The sequence below is a fragment of the Streptomyces sp. NPDC107500 genome (assembly GCF_055582785.1).
This window is the reverse complement of sequence record NZ_JBVJPF010000001.1, coordinates 1,021,173-1,041,056: the sequence shown is the minus strand read 5'-3', so window position 1 is coordinate 1,041,056 and position 19,884 is coordinate 1,021,173. Positions and strand designations below refer to the sequence as shown.

General features: G+C 72.9%; 19 protein-coding genes and 1 riboswitch. Of the genes, 9 read left to right on the top strand and 10 right to left on the bottom strand.

What is annotated here, in order from left to right:
• Positions 1 to 72: 72 nt before the first annotated feature.
• The gene (locus ACZ67M_RS04605; RefSeq protein WP_361361549.1) at positions 73 to 621 is read right to left on the bottom strand and encodes an SAV_6107 family HEPN domain-containing protein; all 549 of its coding nucleotides are present in this window, start codon (positions 619 to 621) and stop codon (positions 73 to 75) included.
• Between the two features lie 184 nt (positions 622 to 805).
• Between ACZ67M_RS04605 and ACZ67M_RS04600 the strand changes: the two genes are divergently transcribed.
• Complete coding sequence (locus ACZ67M_RS04600; RefSeq protein WP_122614947.1) at positions 806 to 1,435, top strand: TetR/AcrR family transcriptional regulator; 630 nt, start codon at positions 806 to 808, stop codon at positions 1,433 to 1,435.
• Positions 1,436 to 1,882: 447 nt separating this feature from the next.
• Entirely contained in the window at positions 1,883 to 3,382 is a 1,500-nt protein-coding gene (locus ACZ67M_RS04595; protein WP_469849531.1) for a phytoene desaturase family protein, read from the top strand.
• Positions 3,383 to 3,429: 47 nt separating this feature from the next.
• Here the strand turns inward: ACZ67M_RS04595 and ACZ67M_RS04590 are convergent, their stop codons facing one another.
• The 6 genes from ACZ67M_RS04590 to ACZ67M_RS04565 all read right to left on the bottom strand — a co-directional run bounded on the left by ACZ67M_RS04590 (position 3,430) and on the right by ACZ67M_RS04565 (position 8,359).
• The gene (locus ACZ67M_RS04590) at positions 3,430 to 4,419 is read right to left on the bottom strand and encodes an SCO2102 family sporulation regulator (protein WP_392240099.1); all 990 of its coding nucleotides are present in this window, start codon (positions 4,417 to 4,419) and stop codon (positions 3,430 to 3,432) included.
• A gap of 56 nt (positions 4,420 to 4,475) precedes the next feature.
• On the bottom strand, positions 4,476 to 5,399 hold the full coding sequence (gene metF / locus ACZ67M_RS04585) for a methylenetetrahydrofolate reductase [NAD(P)H] (RefSeq protein ID WP_361361555.1): 924 nt from the start codon (positions 5,397 to 5,399) through the stop codon (positions 4,476 to 4,478).
• 106 nt (positions 5,400 to 5,505) lie between these two features.
• Positions 5,506 to 6,165, bottom strand: a complete 660-nt coding sequence (thiE, locus tag ACZ67M_RS04580; RefSeq protein ID WP_392103624.1) for a thiamine phosphate synthase — start codon at positions 6,163 to 6,165, stop codon at positions 5,506 to 5,508.
• Between the two features lie 116 nt (positions 6,166 to 6,281).
• Complete coding sequence (locus ACZ67M_RS04575) at positions 6,282 to 6,647, bottom strand: Rv2175c family DNA-binding protein (RefSeq protein WP_122614951.1); 366 nt, start codon at positions 6,645 to 6,647, stop codon at positions 6,282 to 6,284.
• Positions 6,648 to 6,704: 57 nt separating this feature from the next.
• Complete coding sequence (locus ACZ67M_RS04570; RefSeq protein WP_469849529.1) at positions 6,705 to 7,976, bottom strand: NAD(P)/FAD-dependent oxidoreductase; 1,272 nt, start codon at positions 7,974 to 7,976, stop codon at positions 6,705 to 6,707.
• 32 nt (positions 7,977 to 8,008) lie between these two features.
• On the bottom strand, positions 8,009 to 8,359 hold the full coding sequence (locus tag ACZ67M_RS04565) for an avidin-fold protein (protein ID WP_469849528.1): 351 nt from the start codon (positions 8,357 to 8,359) through the stop codon (positions 8,009 to 8,011).
• Positions 8,360 to 8,411: 52 nt separating this feature from the next.
• A riboswitch (TPP riboswitch) is annotated at positions 8,412 to 8,523 on the top strand.
• Positions 8,524 to 8,583: 60 nt separating this feature from the next.
• On the opposite strand from ACZ67M_RS04565, the gene thiO reads away from it, so the two are divergent.
• The 5 genes from thiO to ACZ67M_RS04540 all read left to right on the top strand — a co-directional run bounded on the left by thiO (position 8,584) and on the right by ACZ67M_RS04540 (position 13,734).
• Positions 8,584 to 9,765 carry a glycine oxidase ThiO gene (gene thiO / locus ACZ67M_RS04560; RefSeq protein ID WP_392103628.1) on the top strand — a complete coding sequence of 394 codons (1,182 nt, stop codon included), beginning with the start codon at positions 8,584 to 8,586 and terminating at the stop codon, positions 9,763 to 9,765.
• Positions 9,762 to 9,962: a sulfur carrier protein ThiS gene (gene thiS / locus ACZ67M_RS04555; RefSeq protein WP_122614953.1), complete on the top strand. Its 201-nt coding sequence runs from the start codon at positions 9,762 to 9,764 to the stop codon at positions 9,960 to 9,962. The genes thiO and thiS overlap by 4 nt, the downstream gene beginning before the upstream one ends.
• 3 nt (positions 9,963 to 9,965) lie before the next feature.
• Positions 9,966 to 10,763: a thiazole synthase gene (locus tag ACZ67M_RS04550; RefSeq protein WP_385801729.1), complete on the top strand. Its 798-nt coding sequence runs from the start codon at positions 9,966 to 9,968 to the stop codon at positions 10,761 to 10,763.
• A 149-nt stretch (positions 10,764 to 10,912) separates the two neighbouring features.
• Positions 10,913 to 12,850, top strand: coding sequence for a Stk1 family PASTA domain-containing Ser/Thr kinase (pknB, locus tag ACZ67M_RS04545; RefSeq protein WP_392009158.1), 1,938 nt, complete (start codon positions 10,913 to 10,915; stop codon positions 12,848 to 12,850).
• Positions 12,847 to 13,734, top strand: coding sequence for a deoxyribonuclease IV (locus tag ACZ67M_RS04540; RefSeq protein WP_469849527.1), 888 nt, complete (start codon positions 12,847 to 12,849; stop codon positions 13,732 to 13,734). The genes pknB and ACZ67M_RS04540 overlap by 4 nt, the downstream gene beginning before the upstream one ends.
• Positions 13,735 to 13,753: 19 nt before the next feature.
• On the opposite strand, the gene ACZ67M_RS04535 is transcribed toward ACZ67M_RS04540, so the two are convergent.
• On the bottom strand, positions 13,754 to 14,401 hold the full coding sequence (locus ACZ67M_RS04535) for a sulfite oxidase-like oxidoreductase (protein ID WP_122614956.1): 648 nt from the start codon (positions 14,399 to 14,401) through the stop codon (positions 13,754 to 13,756).
• Positions 14,402 to 14,592: 191 nt separating this feature from the next.
• On the opposite strand from ACZ67M_RS04535, the gene bfr reads away from it, so the two are divergent.
• The gene (gene bfr / locus ACZ67M_RS04530) at positions 14,593 to 15,096 is read left to right on the top strand and encodes a bacterioferritin (protein ID WP_122614957.1); all 504 of its coding nucleotides are present in this window, start codon (positions 14,593 to 14,595) and stop codon (positions 15,094 to 15,096) included.
• A gap of 18 nt (positions 15,097 to 15,114) precedes the next feature.
• Here bfr and ACZ67M_RS04525 read toward each other — a convergent pair whose 3' ends face one another.
• Both ACZ67M_RS04525 and ACZ67M_RS04520 read right to left on the bottom strand, forming a co-directional pair.
• Entirely contained in the window at positions 15,115 to 15,348 is a 234-nt protein-coding gene (locus tag ACZ67M_RS04525; RefSeq protein WP_361361646.1) for a (2Fe-2S)-binding protein, read from the bottom strand.
• 163 nt (positions 15,349 to 15,511) lie between these two features.
• On the bottom strand, positions 15,512 to 16,864 hold the full coding sequence (locus ACZ67M_RS04520) for a class II 3-deoxy-7-phosphoheptulonate synthase (RefSeq protein ID WP_361361573.1): 1,353 nt from the start codon (positions 16,862 to 16,864) through the stop codon (positions 15,512 to 15,514).
• A gap of 165 nt (positions 16,865 to 17,029) precedes the next feature.
• Between ACZ67M_RS04520 and ACZ67M_RS04515 the strand changes: the two genes are divergently transcribed.
• Positions 17,030 to 19,858, top strand: coding sequence for an N-acetylmuramoyl-L-alanine amidase (locus ACZ67M_RS04515; protein ID WP_469849525.1), 2,829 nt, complete (start codon positions 17,030 to 17,032; stop codon positions 19,856 to 19,858).
• Positions 19,859 to 19,884 lie beyond the last annotated feature (26 nt).

The following is a 19,884-nucleotide window of genomic DNA, read 5'->3' as shown; positions in this document are numbered from 1 at the left end:
GGAGGCTTCAGGCGCCTCCCACCCTATTGCCTCCGCCGCGCCCGCAAGGTGGCGCCCGGCGCCCCGCGCCGCTCACCCCGTGTCCGGCAGGTCGGGATCCGGCTGGTCCGTGTCGGAGCGGGGCTGGGGCAGCACCGGCTGGAGGACCAGCATCCGCTCCACGAGGCGCAGGAACATCGCCACGTCGCGTATCAGGTCGTCGGCGTCCCGGCGGCCCGCCGCACCCTGGATGCCCGCCTCGGCCCGGGCCCGGCGCCGGGCGCCCGCGGCGAACAGGGCGCTCCAGTCGGACAGCTCGGGCGCGATCTCGGGGAGCACCTCCCAGGCGCTGCGGATGCGGGCGCGGCCCCGCGGGGTGGTCTCCGGGCGGCCCCGCGCGGCGAGGACCGCGGCCGCGGTGCGCAGGGCGGCGAGGTGGGCCGTCGCGTAGCGCTCGTTCGGCGTCGCGAGGGTGGTGGCCTCCTCCAGGCCGGCGCGGGCCTGGGCGAGCAGGTCGAGGGCGGCGGGCGGGGCGGTCGCCCGGCGGAGCACCGGGTGCACGTCGCTCGCCGGGCCGGTCAGTGAGGGTGCAGGGCCGGCTGCGCGGCGCCGCCGGGAGGCGGCTGCGGACGAGTGGGCCATGACGATCCTCCTGTCGTCTCCTGGACGGCACGTCCTGGCAGGAGGTGCCGTATGTGCCCATCGTGAGGTATGGCACTGACAATCCGTTCTGACCTGGACTTTTGATTCGAGCGACAGTTCGGTTGGGCCGGTGGGCGGGCCCTGCGGTGACCGCGGCGCGAGCGGTGCTGGGAGAATCCGGACCATGGAAAGCAGCAGCACCGCCGCGCCGGGCAGCAGCCGTCGCGAGGCCACCCGGCAGAAGCTGTACGAGGCGGCCGTCACCCTCATCGCCGAGCAGGGTTTCTCCGCCACCACCGTGGACGAGATCGCCGAGCGGGCCGGCGTCGCGAAGGGCACGGTCTACTACAACTTCGCCAGCAAGGCCGTCCTCTTCGAGGAGCTGCTGCGGCACGGCGTCGGACTGCTCACCGCCTCGCTGCGGGAGGCCGCGGAGCGCACCGCGCGGGAGGGCCGCGGCCGGGTCGACGCCCTGGACGCGATGATCCGCGCGGGGCTCGTGTTCATCGACCGCTACCCGGCCTTCACCCAGCTGTACGTGGCCGAGCTGTGGCGCACCAACCGGGCCTGGCAGTCGACTCTGCTGGTGGTCCGGCAGGAGGCCGTGGCGGTGGTGGAGGGCGTGCTGCGCGAGGGCGTGGCGAGCGGGGAGTTCAGCGACGGCATCGACGTGCCGCTGACCGCCGCGGCGCTGGTGGGCATGGTGCTGGTGGCCGCGCTGGACTGGCAGTCCTTCCAGCCGGAGCGCTCCCTGGACGACGTGCACGCCGCGCTGTCGCGGCTGCTCCAGGGGCGGGTGAGCGGCCGCCCCTGAGCCGCCGCCCGCACACGAAGAACGCCGGCCCGTGGTGGCCGCGTCCCCCGCGGGCCGCCGTCGGACCGGCGCCTTCTCGTGCTCCCCCTGCGTCCCCCCGTACGGAACCCCCGTGGTCGGTCGTTCCCCCGGGTTCCCCCGTGCCTCGCTCCCGCCGACCGCGGCCGGCGGAAGGAGCGGATCGCGGGCCCGGCTCCGTTCCGGCACCCCGTGTCGCCGGTACCGGAGCCGCGCCCCTCTCCGTGCCTCCACTCTCTCGTTCCCGCAGGTCGGGGCCCATCCGCGCGCGTACTCATCTACGCGGCTAGGTACGCGTACTCAGTCCTGCGCACCCCGGCTCACGGCAGCGTCCAGCCGACTGGTCACCCGGGCGTCCGTCGCGGTACTCGGACGAAGCGGGAGCAGGCCGGAGGAGGACTGCCGGCGGCGGCGGATAAAGTCCCTGGCATGGCACGGATTGCGGTGATCGGCGCCGGGATGGGCGCGATGGCGGCGGCCGCCCGGCTGGCCGTCGCGGGCCACCGGGTGGTGGTGTACGAGCGGACGGGGACGTACGGCGGGGCCCTCGGCCGCTTCGAGCGGGACGGGTTCTCCTTCGACACCGGCCCCGGTCTGCTGCCGCTGCCCGCGGTCTGGCGCGATCTGTTCGTCAAGACCGGCAAGGAGGCGCTGGAGGACCGCGTCGAGCTGGTCCAGGTCGACCCGTCGTCACGGCACGTGTTCGCGGACGGCACGGAGGTCGCGCTGCCGAACGCCTCCCGGGCGGGCGTGGTCGAGGCCCTGGACGCGGCTCTCGGTCCGACGGCCGGGCGGCGCTGGAGCGACTTCCTCGTGCGGGCCCGCGAGGCCTGGGACCGGACGCGCCGCCCGCTCCTGGAGGAGCCCCTGTGGCCGAACTGGGAGGTGCTGGCCGAACGCGACCCCTACCCGTCGGTCCCGCACAAGCGGCTGCTGCGCACCCGCCGCGCCGGCACGCTCGCCGAGGTGGGCGCCTGGGAGCTGCGGGACGCCCGGCTCGCCGCCCTCCTGGGCAGCCACGCGCTGGCGTACGGCCTGGATCCCCGGACCGCCCCGGCGAACACCGCCGTGCTGCCGTACATGGAGTACGCGTTCGGGATGTGGTACGTGCGCGGTGGCGGCCTGCGGGAGCTGGCGCGCGCCGTGTACGAGCGGTGTCTGGCCCGCCGGGTCGAGTTCCGCTTCGGCACCGAGGTCACCGCGGTGGTCGAGAAGGACGGCCGGGTGGCGGGCGTGGAGCTGGCCGAAGGGGGCCTGGCGGAGGCCGAGTTCGTGGTCGCCGGGGTGGCGCCGGACGTGCTGGACCGGCTGTCCGGCGGGTCGCCGGTGCGGGGTGCGGGCGAGGTGCCCCCGCGGCGCGGCGGGGCGAGCCGGCTGACGGTGCATCTGGCGTTGCGGGGTGGGCGCACGGAGGGCGCGGCACACCGGACGGTGGTGCACGCGCCGGACGGGGACGCCGAGTTGGACGCCCTGTTCGGCCCGGAACCGCGGATGCCCGCGCGGGCGACCGTCACCGTCCTGCGGCCCGACGACCCGGCGCTGGTGCCGGACGCGGACCACGAGGCGGTCACCCTCAGTTCGGTGGTGCCCGCGGGCGAGGGAGTGGACGCCGAGGACGCGGCCGAACACCTCGTCGATGCCGCCGAGCGGGCGATACCCGGGCTCCGCGACCGCCTTCTGTGGCGCGAGGTGCGCACCCCGGCCGACATCGCCGCGGCCACCGGCGTGGCGGACGGGGCGATTCCGGTGCCGGCGCTGGCGGCGGCCGGCGGACGGCTGCTGCACGCCGCGAACAGCACGCGCGTGGCGGGCCTGTTCACGGTCGGCGGCTGGTCGCACCCCGGCGGGGGCCTCCCGCACGCGGGCATGTCGGGCGCGCTGGTCGCCGGACTCGTGGTGGAGGGGCCGGAGTTCCGCGGCTCGCAGTGACGGCCCGGTGAGCGACCGGGGACGGTCACCGGGCGCCGGAGGGGCCGTCAGAAGCGGTACTGCTCGTCGTATCCCTGGCCCTGTCCTTGGCCCTGGCCCTGGGTCTGGCCGTTGTCCTGGTAGGGGTACTGCTGCTCCGGGGGGAGTTCGCCGCCGTAGGGGTCGTCGGTGCTGCGCTGCTGCGGCACCCACACCCCGCCGGCCGGGGTCTCGCCGCCGTAGCCGCCGTGCGTGCCGGTGGCGTACTGGTCCTGCCCGTAGCCCTGCTGGCCGTACTGCTGGGCCCCGGTGGTGTCGTAGCCGCCGGTGTCGTACGACGCCCCGCCGTAGGCGTGGGTGCCGATGTACGGGTCGGAGTAGGCGGCGTACTGCTGCTGGGCGCCGGTGTCGTAGCCGTACCCCTGCTGCCCGTAGCCCGAGTAGTCGTAGGCGTAGGACTGGTCGGCGCCCGGTGCGGCGGCGGGTGCCTGCTGGTCGTGGCCGTAGCCGGAGTCGGCGTAGACGCCGTAGGAGCCGGTGTCGTCCGGCATCGGCTGCGGCTCGTAGACGGCGGTGGTCTCGGCGGCCGTGGGGGCGCCGGGCCGGGCCGGGGTGAAGACGTCGTCGCGGTCGTAGTCGTCGTGACCGTAGGCCGGGCCGTCCTGGGACGGGGCGTGGCCCGCCTGGTCGTCGTAGCCGTCCCGGTGGTCCTGGCCGGCGCCGGCCGGTTCCAGACCGGAGACCTCCAGCGTCGGCTCCTGGCGGCCGCGTTCGGGACGGCCGCGCTTGCCGACGAGGCTCGCCGGGGCGTTGACCGCCCAGCCGGCCTCGAAGCCGCGGCGGAACGACAGCGTGACGTAGGTCTGGCCGACCGCGAAGGCGGCGGCGCCCAGTCCGATGACGAGCACGTTGGACATCAGCACGCCGGCCACCACGCCGACGAAGCCGCCGAAGGCGAGCAGCCGCCAGCGCAGCCGCGCCTTGTACTGAAGCAGCACCTCACCGAGCAACCACAGCGCGACCACGCCGAACGCGATGTAGAGGACCGTCCAGCCCATGTACGCCCCTCTCCCAGTGGCCGTTACGCAGTGTGTCGTAAATATGTGCGGCCGGTCTAGGCCCGCGGTGGGTGGTGCAGGCCCAGGTTCTCGTAGATCTCCAGCGTCGCCGTGGAGTTGTTCAGCGTGATGAAGTGCAGACCGGGGACTCCCTCGGCCAGCAGCCGCGCGCAGAACTCCGTGGCGAACTCGATGCCAATGGAGCGTACAGCCGCCGGATCGTCCTTGGCTGTGAGGATCCGCTCTTTCAGCTCCGGCGGGAACGAGGCGTTGCTGAGCTTCGGCAACCTCTCCAGCATCTTCACACTGGTCACCGGCATGACCTCGGGGATGACCGGGGTCTCGCAGCCCGCCGCGGCGACCCGGTCGCGCAGCCTCAGGTAGGACTCGGACTGGAAGAACATCTGCGTGATCGCGTAGTCGGCGCCGGCCCGGCACTTGTCCACGAAGTGCTTCACGTCCGCGTCCCAGTCGGCGGAGCGCGGATGCATCTCCGGGAAGGCCGCGACACCGACGCAGAAGTCGCCCGACTCCTTGATGAGCCGGACCAGTTCGGCCGCGTAGGTCAGTCCCTGCGGGTGCGCGATCCAGTCGGCCGTCGGATCGCCGGGCGGGTCGCCGCGCACGGCCAGCATGTTCCGGATCCCGGCGTCGGCGTACTGGCCGATGATGTTGCGCAGCTCGGCGACGGAGTGGTCGACGGCGGTGAGGTGGGCCACGGGGGTCAGCGTGGTGTCGGCGACGATCTGCTGGGTCTCCCGGACCGTGCCCGCGCGCGTGGAACCGCCGGCGCCGTAGGTCACGGAGACGAAGTCCGGGGCCACCGCCTCCACGCGGCGCAGCGCGCTCCACAGGTTCTTCTCGCCCTTGGGCGTCTTCGGCGCCGAGAACTCGAACGAGTACGTCGTCTTGCCGGTGGCGAGGATGTCACGCACCGTGCGGGCGCGGTCAGTCCTCGTGCTTGCGGTTCCGAGGGCCATACGGGCAGGTTAGCCAGGGGGCGGCGGTCACCCAACCGGATGCGGGATATTTGTCCGCATTGTCGATTTGTTGTCCACCCCTTGGACACATGCCTCCGGCATCCGCCTACGCCTGCCGCAGCCGCTTCGCGAACTCGGCCGCGGCCGCGCCCGGATCCTCGGCGGCGGTGATCGCGCGGACCACGACGACCCGCCGGGCGCCCGCCTCCAGCACCTCGTCGAGGTTGCCGAGGTCGATGCCGCCGATGGCGAACCAGGGGCGGTCGGTGCCCAGCGACGCGGTGTGGCGGACCAGGTCGAGGCCGGGGGCGTGACGGCCGGGCTTGGTGGGGGTGGGCCAGCACGGGCCGGTGCAGAAGTAGTCCACGCCGTCCTGGACGGCCGCCGCGGAGGCCTCGGACTCGGCGTGCGTGGAGCGCCCGACGAGGACGTCGTCGCCGAGGATCGCGCGGGCGGCGGGCACCGGGAGGTCGCCCTGGCCGAGGTGCAGCACGTCGGCGCGGGCGGCGTGCGCGACGTCCGCGCGGTCGTTGACCGCGAGGAGCTTGCCGTGCCGGGCGCAGGCGTCGGCGAGGACCGCCAGGTGCTCCAGCTCCTCGGCGGCCTCCATGCCCTTGTCGCGCAGCTGCACGATGTCGACACCGCCGGCCAGTACGGCGTCCAGGAACTCGGGCAGGTCGCCCTGGCTCCGGCGGGCGTCCGTGCACAGGTAGAGCCGGGCGTCTGCGAGGCGGGCGCGGGCGGTGGTCGGAGCGGTGTCGGGCATGCGGGTGTCCCCCCGGGTCGGTGGATGGCGTGGACGGCGCGGGCCGCACGGCCGTGCGGCGTACGGGCCGCGGACCGTGACGGCCGCGCGGCCCGTACGCCGGGCGGTGGGTCGGGTCAGACGGCGAGCGCCTGGGCGCGGCGCTTCACCTCCGTGCCGCGATTCTCACTCAGCGCCTGTGCCGGGGTGCCCGGCAGGGTCGGGTCGGGGGTGAAGAGCCACTCCAGCATTTCCTCCGGCGTGAAGCCGTCGTCCCGCAGCAGCGTCAGGGTCCCGACCAGGCCCTTGACGACCTTGTCCTCGTCGATGAAGGCCGCCGGAATGTGCAGCGCGCGGTTCTCACCCCGGCGTACGGCGATGAGCTGGCCTTCCTTGATCAGCTGGCGTACGCGGGTCACCTCGACACCGAGCATCTCGGCGATGTCGGGAACGGTGAGCCAGGCAGGCACGAGAGCATCGGTCTTTGCGTCAATCTCGGTCACGTCTCCAGCCTGCCATCTGGCACTGACAGGAGGAAGCCGGACCCGTCCGGACCGGTGTCACGCCGTCGCCCGCTTGAGCGGCCTCGCCGGGTCGGCCAGCAGCACCGGGTCCATCGTCGTGCCCGCCTGGATCAGCCGCTTTCCCTGCGCCAGGTCGCGGGGGCGGCCCACCGCGAGCAGGGCCACCAGCCGGTTCTCGCGCAGCCAGCAGACCGTCCAGGCCGGGCCCGTGCGGTCCCCGCGCCACAGGACCGTGTCCCCGGCCGTGTGGTGACCGGCGTACTGGACGAAGCGGCCGAACTGCTCGGACCAGAAATACGGCACCGGGTCGTACGCCGCCGGGGTCTCGTCCGCGGGGGCGCCGACGATGTCGGCGGCGACGGTGCGCGGGCCCTGGAGGGCGTTGTCCCAGTGGTGCACCAGCAGCCGCTCGCCATAGCGGGCGGAGGGGAAGGAGGCGCAGTCGCCGACCGCGTGCACGTCCGGCGCCGAGGTGCGCAGGAGGTCGTCGGCCAGGACCTCGCCGTGCGTGCCGAGGGCGATCCCGGAGCCGGCGAGCCACGCGGTGGAGGGGCGGGCGCCGATGCCGACGACGACCGCGTCGGCGGGCAGCCGGGTGCCGTCGTCGAGCAGGACCCGGAGGGGCTCCCCCGGGTCGCCGGGCTCGACGCGCTCCACGCGCGCGTGCGTGCGCAGCGCGGCGCCCGCCTCGGCGTACCAGGCGGTCATCGGCGCGGCCACCTCGGCGGGCAGCGCGTCGGCGAGCGGCCGGTCGGCGGCCTCCACCACGGTCACCGCGCAGCCCGCCTCACGCGCGGCGGTGGCGAACTCGGCGCCGATCCAGCCGGCGCCGACGACGACGATGTCGTGGCGGCGGGCGAGCACGGGGCGCAGCCGCTCGGCGTCGTCCAGGGTGCGCAGCAGGTGCACTCCCGGCACGCCGTCGGTGCCGGGGAGCCGGACCGGCTCGGCACCGGTCGCGAGGACGAGGGCGTCGTACGGCACGGGGCCCTCGGAGGTGTCCAGGAGGTGCTCGCCGGGGCGGACGCCCAGGGCCTCGCAGCCGAGCCGCAGGGTGATGCCTAGCGCCTCGAAGTCGACGTCGAAGGCGGAGCCCTCGGCCGTGCCGAGCAGGACGGCCTTGGACAGCGGAGGCCGGTCGTAGGGCTGGTGGGGCTCGGCGCCGATCAGTGTCAGGGCGCCGATGAAGCCCTGTTCCCGCAGGGCGACGGCGGTCTGCACGCCCGCCATGCCGGCACCCGCCACGACCACGCGGCGGGCGTCGTCCGCCGCCGGTTCCGTTCCCCGCTCCCGCGTCTGCTCGCTCACCTGATCACCTTAGCCACCTGACAATTTGTCAGTCAGCGGTCGTGCGCCGTGACCTGCTCCACAACGCTCGTGCCGCGGCCGCGACGCGACTCCCACTCCCAGCTCTCCTCCAGACGCACCCGGCCGTCCGGCAGCTCCACCACGGTCGACACGCAGTGGCCCGACGCCGTGCTGCCGTCCGTCCTGAGCTGCACGTACCGGAAGTCGAGCCGGTCCCCCGCGCGGGTACCCACCAGGTGGCCGCGGACGACGTCGCCGCCCGCGTAGTCGGCCCAGACGGCGCCGTCCCGCTCGTGGTAGCTGAACCGGGTGCGGGTGCCCACCTGGCCGGGCGCCTGGTCGGCGACGGGGGCGAGGACGAGACCGTCGAGTGAACGGGGCACGGGCGGAGGCTCCCTTACGAGTGCGAGGCGCTGCGGGCTAGGCTGGCCAACGTAAAGCACTCGCGGGAGCCCGGACGCACCGGGCTGAGAGGGAGGCTGGCGGCCTCCGACCGTACGAACCTGATCCGGGTCATGCCGGCGAAGGGAGGGGCTGGACGCCCATGCCGTCCGCATCACACAGCTCGTCACACACCGTGCCGTCGCACACCGCGCCGTCACCCACCGTGCCGTCACCCACCGCGTCCCGTACGCCCGACGTCCTCGTGGTGGGCGGGGGCGTCATCGGTCTGGTCACCGCCTGGCGGGCCGCCCAGCGCGGGCTCGTCACGGCCCTCGTCGACCCCGAGCCCGGCGGCGGGGCGGCGCAGGTGGCGGCCGGGATGCTGGCCGCCGTCACGGAGCTGCACTACGGCGAGCAGACGCTGCTCTCGCTGAACCTCGCCTCGGCCCGCCGCTACCCGGAGTTCGCGGCCGAGCTGACCGACGCCACCGGCCATGACCTGGGCTACCGCCGCTGCGGCACCCTCGCCGTCGCGCTGGACGCCGACGACCGGGCCCACCTGCGCGAACTGCACGCGCTCCAGCAGCGCTCCGGCCTGGAGTCCGAGTGGCTGTCGGGGCGTGAGTGCCGGCGCCTGGAGCCGATGCTCGCGCCGGGCGTGCGTGGGGGCCTGCGGGTGGACGGCGACCACCAGATCGATCCCCGGCGCCTCGCCCACGCGCTCGTGGCCGCGTGTGAACGGGCGGGCGTGGTCTTCCACCGGGTGTGGGCCGACCGGCTCGTCGTCGGGCCCGGGGAGCGGGCCACCGGGGTCGCCACCGCCGACGGAACCGCGCTGGAGGCCGGGCAGGTGGTGCTGGCCGGGGGCAGCCTGAGCGGACGGCTCGCGGGCGTACCGGACGCCGTGCTTCCGCCGGTGCGGCCGGTGAAGGGGCAGGTGCTGCGGCTGACGATGCCGCGCACCCACGGGCCGCTGCTGAACCGCACGGTGCGCGCGGTGGTGCGCGGCAACCACGTCTACCTGGTGCCCCGGGAGAGCGGCGAGCTGGTCGTCGGCGCCACCAGCGAGGAGATGGGCTGGGACACCACGGTGACCGCGGGGGGCGTCTACGAGCTGCTGCGCGACGCCCACGAGCTGGTCCCCGGCATCACCGAGCTGCCCCTGACGGAGACCCGCGCGGGCCTGCGCCCCACCTCCCCCGACAACGCCCCGCTGCTCGGGCCGACCGGCCTCGACGGGCTGCTGCTGGCCACCGGCCACCACCGCAACGGCGTCCTGCTCACCCCCGTCACCGGCGACGCCATGGCGCACGCCCTGACCACCGGGGAGCTGCCGGACGAGGCCCGCCCCTTCACCCCCCGGCGCTTCGACGCCGCCCCCGCACTCTCGGAGCAGTCCGCATGAACATCTCCGTCAACGGCGAGCCGCGCGAGGTGGCTCCCGGTACGGCCCTGGACGCCCTGGTGGGCACGCTCACCACCGCGCCGTCCGGAGTGGCCGCCGCCCTGAACGAGACCGTGGTCCCGCGCGCGCGGTGGTCTGCCACCGCCCTGGCCGACGGCGACCGCGTCGAGGTCCTCACCGCTGTGCAAGGAGGCTGAACCATGGCCGACGATCCCTTCGTCCTCGACGGCACGTCGTACGCGTCCCGTCTGATCATGGGTACCGGCGGGGCGCCCAGCCTGGACGTGCTGGAGCGCGCGCTGGTGGCCTCCGGGACGGAGCTGACCACGGTCGCGATGCGGCGTGTGAACGCGTCGGTGCACGGGTCCGTGCTGTCGGTGCTGGAGAAGCTCGGCATCCGCGTGCTGCCCAACACGGCCGGCTGCTTCACCGCCGGGGAGGCGGTGCTCACCGCCCGCCTCGCGCGCGAGGCGCTGGGTACGGACCTGGTCAAGCTGGAGGTCATCGCCGACGAGCGGACGCTGCTGCCGGACCCGATCGAGCTGCTGGAGGCGGCGGAGACGCTGGTCGACGACGGGTTCACGGTGCTGCCGTACACGAACGACGACCCCGTTCTCGCGCGGAAGCTGGAGGACGTGGGGTGTGCGGCGATCATGCCGCTCGGTTCGCCGATCGGGTCGGGGCTCGGGATCCGCAACCCGCACAACTTCGAGCTGATCGTGGAGCGCGCGGGGGTGCCGGTGATCCTGGACGCGGGGGCCGGTACGGCGTCGGACGTGGCGCTGGCGATGGAGCTGGGGTGTGCGGGTGTGATGCTGGCCTCCGCGGTCACGCGGGCGCAGGAGCCGGTGCTGATGGCTTCCGCCATGCGTGCGGGGGTCGAGGCCGGGCGGTTGGCGCGGCTTGCGGGACGGATCCCGCGGCGGCACTTCGCCGAGGCGTCGTCTCCCGCGGAGGGCTTGGCGGCGCTTGATCCGGAGCGGCCCGCTTTTCAGTGAGCCTGCGTTGCTCGGGGGGTCCTCTCCCACCCGCGCACCGCCCGTTCGTGACCCGGCGCGTGTCACGTCCGTCACAGGTGCGCTTCAGTACCGCCCCGGCGGCGGGCGGCGAGCGCGGGGTGTCGGTCGTGGCTCGTACACTCGCCTGCGTGGACACGACCCTTCAGGACCCTCTCGTCGGGCAGGTGCTCGACGGCCGGTACCGCGTCGAGGCGCGGATCGCGGTCGGCGGGATGGCCACGGTCTACCGGGCCGTGGACACCCGCCTGGACCGCGTGCTCGCGCTGAAGGTGATGCATCCGGCGCTCGCGACCGACGCCGGCTTCGTCGAGCGGTTCATCCGCGAGGCCAAGTCGGTGGCCCGCCTCGACCACCCCAACGTCGTCCAGGTCTTCGACCAGGGGGCCGACGGGGCGTACGTCTACCTGGCCATGGAGTACATCCCGGGCTGCACCGTGCGTGACGTGCTGCGCGAGCGCGGTGCGCTCCGGCCGCGTGCCGCGCTGGACATCCTGGAGCCGGTGCTGGCCGCGCTCGGCGCCGCGCACCGGGCGGGTTTCGTGCACCGGGACATGAAGCCGGAGAACGTGCTGATCGGGGACGACGGCCGGGTCAAGGTCGCCGACTTCGGCCTGGTCCGCTCCGTGGACACCGTCACCAGCACCACCGGCGCCGTCCTCGGCACCGTCTCCTACCTGGCGCCCGAGCAGGTCGAGCACGGGGCCGCCGACCCCAGGGTCGACGTGTACGCGTGCGGCGTGGTGCTCTACGAGATGCTGACCGGCGGCAAGCCGCACGAGGGGGACTCGGCCGCGGTGGTGCTCTACAAGCACCTCCACGAGGACGTGCCGCCGCCGTCCTCCGCCGTGCCGGGGATGGCGTACGAGCTGGACGAGCTGGTCGCCTCGGCCACCTCGCGCAACCCGGAGATCCGCCCGCACGACGCCGTCGCGCTGCTCGCGCGGACCCGTGAGGCGCGCGCGGCGCTGACCGCCGAGCAGCTGGACGCGGTGCCGCCGCAGGCGCTCGGCACGGAACACGACAACGCCGAGGACCGTACGAGCGTCATTCCGCGCTCGCTCACGGTGCCCCGGCCGCTGCCGGTCAACGAGGACGAGTACGGCGCCGCCGACGACGGCGTGCAGCACACCAGCCGGCTGGCGTCTCCCCCGCCGGACCCGCCCCGGCGCCGCCGGCCGGGGGTGCGGCGCGGCCCGCTGACGATCGTGCTGGCCGTGCTGCTCGTACTCGGCCTGGGCACCGGCATCTGGTACATCAATTCCGGCCAGTTCACGAAGGTGCCGCCGCTGCTCTCGAAGACCGAGGCGGAGGCCCGCGACCGGCTGGAGGACACCGGGCTGGACGTCGGCAAGGTGCGGCACGCGCACAGCGACACCGTGGACCGCGGCCGGATCATCAGCACCGACCCCGGCGTGGGCTCCCGGATCCGCAAGAACGACTCCGTCTCCTTCACGGTCTCCGACGGCCCCGACACCGTGAAGCTGCCGGACCTGGAGGGCTACAGGCTGGACCGGGCCCGCACCCTGCTCAAGGACGAGGGGCTGGAGCCGGGCATGGTGACCCGCGCGTTCAGCGACGAGGTGCCCAAGGGCTTCGTGATCTCCACCAAGCCCGCCTCGGGCACCACGGTGCGCGGCGGCTCGGCGGTCGCGCTCGTGGTCAGCAAGGGCAGCCCGGTGGACGTCCCGGACGTCGCGGGCGTCGGCCTGGAGGACGCGCGGAGCCAACTGACGGAGGCCGGCCTCAAGGTGAAGGTCGACGAGACGCGGGTGAACTCCGAGTACGACAGCGGTCAGGTCGCCCGGCAGACCCCGGAGCCGGGCAGCCGCGCCGCCGAGGGCGACACCGTGACGCTCACGGTGTCCAAGGGCCCCCGGCAGATCGAGGTCCCGGACGTGGTCGGCGACAGCGTGGACGACGCCAAGCGGAAGCTGACGGAGGCCGGCTTCCGGGTGGACGAGGACCGCGGGCTGCTCGGGCTGTTCGGCGACACGGTGAAGAAGCAGTCCGTGGACGCCGGGGACACGGCGGCCGAGGGCTCCACCGTCACGATCACCATCCGATGACCGGAGGCACGAGCGGCACGCCCGCGCTCCCCCGCAACCCGGTCGGCGGTCACGTCCCCGTGGCCGGCGGGCTGCACTCCGTGGGACTGTCCTACGCCCGCGAGCTGAAGGCGGAGACCGTGCAGGTCTTCGTCGCCAACCCGCGCGGCTGGGCCACGCCGGCCGGCAACCCGAAGCAGGACGAGGCGTTCCGGGAGACCTGCGCGGCCGAGTCGATCCCGGCGTACGTGCACGCCCCGTACCTGATCAACTTCGGCTCGCACACCGAGGCGACGGCGGAGCGGTCGGTGGAGTCCATGCGGCACTCGCTGCGGCGCGGGCGGGCCATCGGGGCGCTGGGCGTGGTCGTGCACACCGGCAGCGCGACCGGCGGCCGGGACAGGTCGGTGGCGCTCAAGCAGGTGCGGGAGTACCTGCTGCCGCTGCTCGACGAGCTGACCCACGACGACGACCCGTTCCTCCTGCTGGAGTCGACCGCCGGGCAGGGCGCCTCGCTGTGCTCGCGGACCTGGGACTTCGGCCCGTACTTCGAGGCGCTGGACTCCCATCCGAAGCTGGGCGTGTGCCTGGACACCTGCCACGTCTTCGCGGCGGGGCACGACCTGACCGGCCCCTCCGGCATGCACCAGACCCTGGACCTGCTGGTGGACACCGTCGGCACGGGCCGGCTGAAGCTGATCCACGCCAACGACTCCAAGGACGTGGCGGGCGCCCACAAGGACCGGCACGAGAACATCGGCGCCGGGCACATAGGCGAGGACCCGTTCCGCGCGCTCATGACCCACCCCGCGACCGAGGGCGTGCCGCTGATCATCGAGACGCCGGGCGGCAAGGAGGGGCACGCGGCGGACGTGGAGCGGCTGAAGAAGCTGCGCGACGGCTGATCCGCGTCCGGCGGCGGGCTCAGAGCTCGGGGCCGTCCCCGGGTTCCTCCTGGTAGGAGTAGCGCTGCTCGCGCCACGGGTCCCCGATGTTGTGGTAGCCGCGCTCCTCCCAGAACCCGCGCCGGTCGGCTGTCATGTACTCGATGCCGCGGACCCACTTGGGGCCCTTCCAGGCGTACAGGTGAGGGACGATCAGCCGCAGCGGAAAGCCGTGCTCGGCGGTGAGCAGTTCGCCGTCCTTGTGGGTGGCGAAGAGGGCGCGCCCGTCGGCGAAGTCGGCCAGCCGGAGGTTGGAGCTGAAGCCGTACTCGGCCCAGACCATCACGTGGGTGACGGCCGGGGCGGGCGGCGCGAGCTCCAGGATCGTGGCGGCGGGCACCCCGCCCCACTCGGCGCCGAGCATGCTGAACTTCGTGACGCAGTGCAGGTCGGCGACGACCGTGGTGTACGGCAGCGCGGTGAACTCCTCGTGGGTCCAGCCGCGCTTGTCACCGTCGGCGGTGGCGCCGAAGACCCGGAACTCCCAGCGCTCGGGACGGAACTTGGGGACCGGTCCGTAGTGCGTGACCGGCCAGCCGCGCTGGAGGCGCTGTCCTGGTGGGAGCTCGAACGAGGACGCTCCTTCCGAACCGTCTTCCCCCATTTCGTTTCCCACCGGCTGACCCATGTCTCCATCCTGACAGACCCGGACCGATGCCCTTGACGCACCCCACTTACATTCGGGCAAACGGGAAAGACCTTAGCAAAATCGACTAAGCCTGTACTTACTTACTAAGTCAACACTTACTGGACGATCTTCGATGCCGGTGCAATCATGCGGCGCAACAGGCCAGTTCCCGTTTTAAGGAGCGTCAAGCGATGCAGGGCGACCCCGAGGTCATCGAGTTCCTGAATGAGCAGCTGACCGCCGAGCTCACGGCGATCAATCAGTACTTCCTGCACGCGAAGCTGCAGGACCACAAGGGCTGGACCAAGCTCGCGAAGTACACGCGCGCGGAGTCCTTCGACGAGATGCGCCACGCGGAGGTGCTCACCGACCGCATCCTGCTCCTGGACGGCCTGCCGAACTACCAGCGGCTCTTCCACGTGCGGGTCGGCCAGAGCGTGACCGAGATGTTCCAGGCGGACCGGGAGATCGAGATCGAGGCGATCGACCGGCTGCGCCGCGGCATCGAGGTGATGCGGGCCAAGCACGACATCACGTCGGCCAACGTGTTCGAGGCGATCCTCGCCGACGAGGAGCACCACATCGACTACCTGGAGACCCAGCTCGACCTGATCGAGAAGCTGGGCGAGTCGCTGTACCTGTCGACGGTGATCGAGCAGTCCCAGCCCGACCCCTCCGGCCCCGGCTCGCTCTAGCGGCGCGGCTCCGGCCGGCTAGGCGGCTTCCGGAAGCTCGGCGAGTACCGGTTCGCCCTGGTCGGCCAGGCTCCGGCGGGGGCAGGCACCGCGGCCGAGCAGCGCCTGGATGCGCCGTACGCAGCCGCCGCAGTCGGTGCCGGCCTTGCAGGCGGACGCGATCTGCCGGGGCGTGCACGCACCGGCGTCCGCGTGGCTCTTCACCTGTTCCTCGGTGACACCGAAGCAGCTGCAGACGAACACGCGGTTCACCTCCCGGGCGGGGTACAAGGTCCTGCCGTACCGACGACCGGAGGGTCCGACTGATCGGTGAGGCAAACCTAACCTTACCCATCAGGCCAGGCCGGCAAAAGTGGAGGGGGCGCGGATCCCATGTGACCCGCGCCCCATTCCACCGCCCGTAAGGGGCGCGACCTCACTGGTCCCGGTACATCTCCGCCACCAGGAACGCCAGGTCGAGCGACTGGCTGCGGTTGAGCCGGGGGTCGCAGGCCGTCTCGTAGCGCTGGTGCAGGTCGTCGACGAAGATCTCGTCGCCGCCGCCCACGCACTCGGTGACGTCGTCGCCGGTCAGCTCCACGTGGATGCCGCCCGGGTGGGTGCCGAGCCCCTTGTGGACCTCGAAGAAGCCCTTGACCTCGTCGAGCACGTCGTCGAAGCGGCGGGTCTTGTGCCCGGAGGCCGCCTCGTAGGTGTTGCCGTGCATCGGGTCGGTGATCCATGCGACGGTGGCGCCGGAGGCGGTGACCTTCTCGACCAGCTCGGGGAGCTTGTCCCGGATCTTGTCGGCGCCCATGCGGACGATGAAGGTCAGGCGGCCCGGCTCACGCTCCGGGTCGAGACGCTCGATGTACTGGAGCGCCTCCTCGGCCGTCGTCGTGGGGCCGAGCTTGATGCCGATCGGGTTGCGGATCCGCGAGGCGAACTCGATGTGCGCGTGGTCCAGCTGCCGGGTGCGCTCGCCGATCCACACCATGTGCCCGGAGACGTCGTACAGCTGCCCCGTGCGGGAGTCGACCCGGGTGAGGGCCGACTCGTAGTCGAGCAGCAGCGCCTCGTGCGAGGAGAAGAACTCGACGGTCTTGAACTCCTCCGGGTCCGTGCCGCAGGCCCGCATGAAGTTCAGCGCGCTGTCGATCTCCCGGGCCAGCTGCTCGTAGCGCTGCCCGGACGGGGAGGACTTCACGAAGTCCTGGTTCCAGGCGTGCACCTGGCGCAGGTCGGCGTAGCCGCCGGTGGTGAAGGCGCGCACCAGGTTCAGCGTGGAGGCCGAGGCCTGGTACATGCGCTTGAGCCGCTCGGGGTCCGGGATCCGGGCCTCTTCGGTGAAGTCGAAGCCGTTGACCGAGTCGCCGCGGTAGGTCGGCAGGGTCACGCCGTCGCGGGTCTCGGTCGGCTTGGAGCGCGGCTTGGAGTACTGGCCGGCGATCCGGCCGACCTTCACCACGGGCACGGACGCGGCGTACGTGAGCACGGCGCCCATCTGGAGCAGTGTCTTCAGCTTGTTGCGGATGTGGTCCGCGGACACGCCGTCGAAGGCCTCGGCGCAGTCGCCGCCCTGGAGGAGGAACGCCTCTCCCTTGGCGACGGCCGCCATCCGGGCGCGCAGCTGGTCGCACTCGCCCGCGAAGACGAGCGGCGGATACGACTCGAGGTCCGCGATCACTGCGCGCAGAGCCTCGGTGTCGGGGTACTCGGGCTGCTGCGCCGCGGGCAGGTCTCGCCAGGTGTTGCCAGCGCTCGGGCTGGTCTTAGCGTTCACGGTCACCCCTCAACCCTACGGGGTCCGCGTACGCGGTCGGTGCCCGGCTCGACAGGTGAGACGGACCCGGGCGGCGGGCCCGGCGGCCGGGTTGATACCCTCACGCGCCTTCCGTGGTTGTGATCACGGACATCTCAAGTACATGTCGAGCGCGTATATCGGGGTGGGGATTTGAGCGCGGAACACCGCAGGGACCGCACGAAGAAGAGACTGCTCGTCTACGGCGTCGCGTCGGCGGTGGCCGTCGCCGCCACGGCCGGCACCCTGGCCCTGGCCTCGCCCGGGTTCCTGGGCTCGGACACCGCCCGGGCCGCGACGGCGCCGGGGGCCCGGTTGCAGGACGAGTTCCGGGCGGCCGCGGAGGAGTTCGGCGTCCCGCAGAGCGTCCTCATGGCGGTCTCGTACCGGCAGACGCGCTGGGAGGACCACGACGGGCTGCCGAGCACCACCGGCGCCTACAACGTGATGGGACTCACGGACGTCGACCCGGAGAGCCTGCCGGACGACGGCTCCGCCGAGGAGCGCGAGCACCGGCTCGAGCACATGAACCGCAGCGGCGACCCGGTCGTCGAGAAGAACTTCGACGCCGCGAAGGCGCTCCGGAGCCTGCGCCAGGAGCCCGTCGACACCAGCGACCCCCGGCTGCACACCCTGGACGAGGCGGCCGGTCTCATCGACGCCTCGCCCGAGGAGGTGCGCGGCGACTCCGGGGAGAGCATCCGGGCGGGCGCCGCCCTGCTCGCCGAGTACCAGCGGGACGCGACCGGTTCGCTGTCCGAGGACCCCGGGGCCTGGTACCCGGCGGTCGCCCGGGCCGGCCAGTCGACGGACGCCAAGGGCGCGCGGCAGTTCGCGCAGCGCGTGTACGAGTCGATCAGGACCGGTGAGCGGCGCGTCACCGCCGACGGCCAGTCCCTCACGCTGCCGGCCGACCCGGCCGTGCGGCCGGACCGCACGGCGGACCTGGACCTCGCCGCCGCCACCGCCGCCCCGGCCCCCGACTGCCCCTCGGGCCTCAGCTGCGACTTCCGTCCCGCCGCCTACAAGCAGAACGGCGGCATCGACGACTGGGGCAACTACAACGTGGCGAACCGCCCGGTGGCGGGCAACGAGATCACCTCGATCGTGATCCACGACACCGAGGGCAGCTACAGCAGCGCCCTGGGCGTCTTCCAGAACTCCCTGTCGTACGCCAGCGCCCACTACCTGATCCGCGCCTCCGACGGTCTGGTCACCCAGCTCGTCGAGAACAAGAACGAGGCCTGGCACGCGGCCAACAAGACCCTCAACATGCACTCGATCGGCATCGAGCACGAGGGTTACGCCATCAAGGACGGCAGCTGGTACACCGAGCCGCAGTACGAGTCCTCGGCGGCGCTGGTGAAGTACCTGGCCGGGAAGTACGGCATCCCCCTGGACCGCGAGCACATCATCGGCCACGACGAGGTGCCGGGCGTCCTGGACGCGAACGTGAAGACCCAGCACTGGGACCCGGGCCCGTTCTGGGACTGGAACCACTACATGGGCCTGCTGGGCGCCCCCACCGGCGCCGAGGGGCCGGGCGGCCCGTACAAGGCCGGTCAGGTGGTCCGCGTCGTGCCGCCGTTCACCACGGCGAACCAGCCGAAGATCACCAACAACGGCTCCGCGGTCCCGCAGCAGCCGGCGAACTTCACGTACCTGTACTCCTCGCCGTCCACCTCCTCGGCCACGCTCACCGACCCGTACCTGGGCAGCCAGACCTGGAGCGAGGGCTGGAACTGGGGCAACAAGGCCCTGGCCGGCGGTGAGTTCGTGGTCGCCGAGGCGCGGCAGGACTGGACGGCCATCTGGTACGGCGGCAAGAAGGCCTGGTTCTACAACCGGGGCGGCCAGTTCGCCACCGCCGCCGGCACCCCGGACGTGGTCACGGCCAAGGCCGGGGCGAGCTCCGTCCCGGTGTACGGCCGCGCCTACCCCGAGGACGGCGCGTACGCGGGCACGGGCGTGCCGGTGCAGAACAAGAACAACGAGTCCCTGAGCAAGTACGGCGTCCTGAGCGGGCAGAAGTACGCCCTGGCCGGCGGCGCCGTGAAGGGCTCGTACTACAACAGCGGCAACATCGACGGCTCGGGCACCGGCTCGCGCGTCGTGGTCGTGGGCGACACGACGTACTACCCGATCCGCTTCAACCACCGCATCGGCTACGTGCGCACGGCCGACGTCCAGCTGGTCAAGGGCACCGCGCCCGACCCGGGCACCGACCGCTACAACATCCTCGGCCGGGACGCCTCGGGCGTGCTGTGGCAGTACCAGGGCACCGGGGACCCCTCCACCCCGTTCTTCGGCCGCTTCCGGGTCGGCGGCGGCTGGAACGACTACAACGCGGTGACGACCCTGACGGCGCTGCGCGCGGACGGCACCGGCGACATGGTGGCCCGCGACAAGAGCGGGGTGCTCTGGTACTACAAGGGCACCGGCAACCCGGCGAAGCCCTTCGGGTCCCGTGTCCGGGTCGGCGGCGGCTGGTCGGTCTACGACACGCTCACCGGCGCCCGGGACCTCAGCGGGGACGGCAGGGCCGACCTGATCGCCCGCGACAAGAGCGGGGTCCTCTGGCTCTACAAGGGCACCGGCGACCCGGCCAAACCCTTCGAGGCCATGAGCAGGGTCGGCGGCGGCTGGTCCGCCTTCAACGCGCTGGCCGACACCGGCGATCTCACCGGGGACGGCAGGGCCGACCTGATCGCCCGGGACAAGAGCGGGGTGCTCTGGCTCTACAAGGGCACCGGCAACCCGGCGAAGCCCTTCGAGGCCATGAGCAGGGTCGGCGGCGGCTGGTCCGCCTACGACGTGCTGAACGGCCCCAGCGACCTCAACCGCGACGGGGTGCCCGACCTGATCGCCCGCGACAAGGACGGCGTGCTCTGGTTCTACCAGGGCACCGGCAGCGCCTCCGCTCCGTTCAAGGCCCGCGCCCGGGTCGGCGGCGGCTGGAACACGTACAACATGATCGTCTGACGTCGGCACCGGCGCCGCGGGCGTCC